Origin of the sequence: Acidiplasma aeolicum, assembly GCF_001402945.1 — an archaeon.
In the GTDB taxonomy this organism is placed as follows: domain Archaea; phylum Thermoplasmatota; class Thermoplasmata; order Thermoplasmatales; family Thermoplasmataceae; genus Acidiplasma; species Acidiplasma aeolicum.
Genome location: NZ_LKBG01000160.1, coordinates 1 through 997, shown reverse-complemented (window position 1 = coordinate 997; position 997 = coordinate 1). Strand labels below are relative to the sequence as shown.

2 pseudogenes are annotated in these 997 nt (G+C 25.6%); one reads left to right on the top strand and one right to left on the bottom strand.

The features are described 5' to 3' along the window. Nucleotides 1-180: pseudogene (locus tag AOG54_RS03985) on the bottom strand (hypothetical protein); the annotation flags it as partial. Nucleotides 181-326: 146 nt separating this feature from the next. On the opposite strand from AOG54_RS03985, the pseudogene AOG54_RS10105 reads away from it, so the two are divergent. After that, nucleotides 327-997, top strand: a pseudogene (locus tag AOG54_RS10105) (DDE-type integrase/transposase/recombinase); the annotation flags it as partial.

The following is a 997-nucleotide window of genomic DNA, read 5'->3' as shown; positions in this document are numbered from 1 at the left end:
TATTATACCATTGAATTTCCTTATAATAGCATCATCTATTGCATTTATTGCATCCCTGGTCGTGCATGATGCATTATAATTATAGCCATACCATTCATTGGAGAATGCATCCTTAATGCACATTAAATAGGTAATTTCATTGTTTGTAGGTATATAAATAATATCTATTTCTATTAACATCTCTAGCTTATCTGCTTGTAATAATTTTAATTCTCTTCTATTCTTATGGTTATGCAATGGTAAAGTTAGATTATTATTCTATATTGTCCCGTAAATATTTCCTATATATATCCGGTAAAAATATAATAAAAGAATACACACCAAGAATGAAATTAAATGATAAAAAAATAAAATACATAATAAGGGAAAAAATTAAAAGAAGATTATCAACAGAAATAGCCAAAGAAATGAAGATAAGCACAGGGTATGTAAATTATATTTACAAAAAATATAAGGAAGATGGAGAATATATTATAAATAATAAAGGGAAACCAAAAATAATAACAGATAATGAAATAGATACTGTTAAGAATATTAAAATTAAATAACCATTATCAGGTCCGGAAAGAATAGGGAAATACCTTAAGAAGATAAATATAATAATTTCTAAAAACAGTATATATAAAATATTATTATCATTAAATATGGTTAATGAGGATAAAAACAAGAAAAAACAGAGAAAGTATGTAAAGTATGAAAGGTCTAACAGCAATTCACTATGGCATATAGAATGAATATAATAAAAATGAGAGATTAATAATAATCGGGGATGATGCATCGAGATTCATTGTGGGTTTAGGTGTATACAGTGAGGAAACAATAGATAATACAATAAATACATTAATAAAATCAATAGAACTATATGGTAAACCAAGGGAAATAATAACAGACCATGGTACACAATTCTTCTCAAATGGAAAGAATGGAATAATAGGAGATAAAAATAAGTTTCAACAATATTTGGATGATAATAATATAAAGCATATACTGGCAAGGG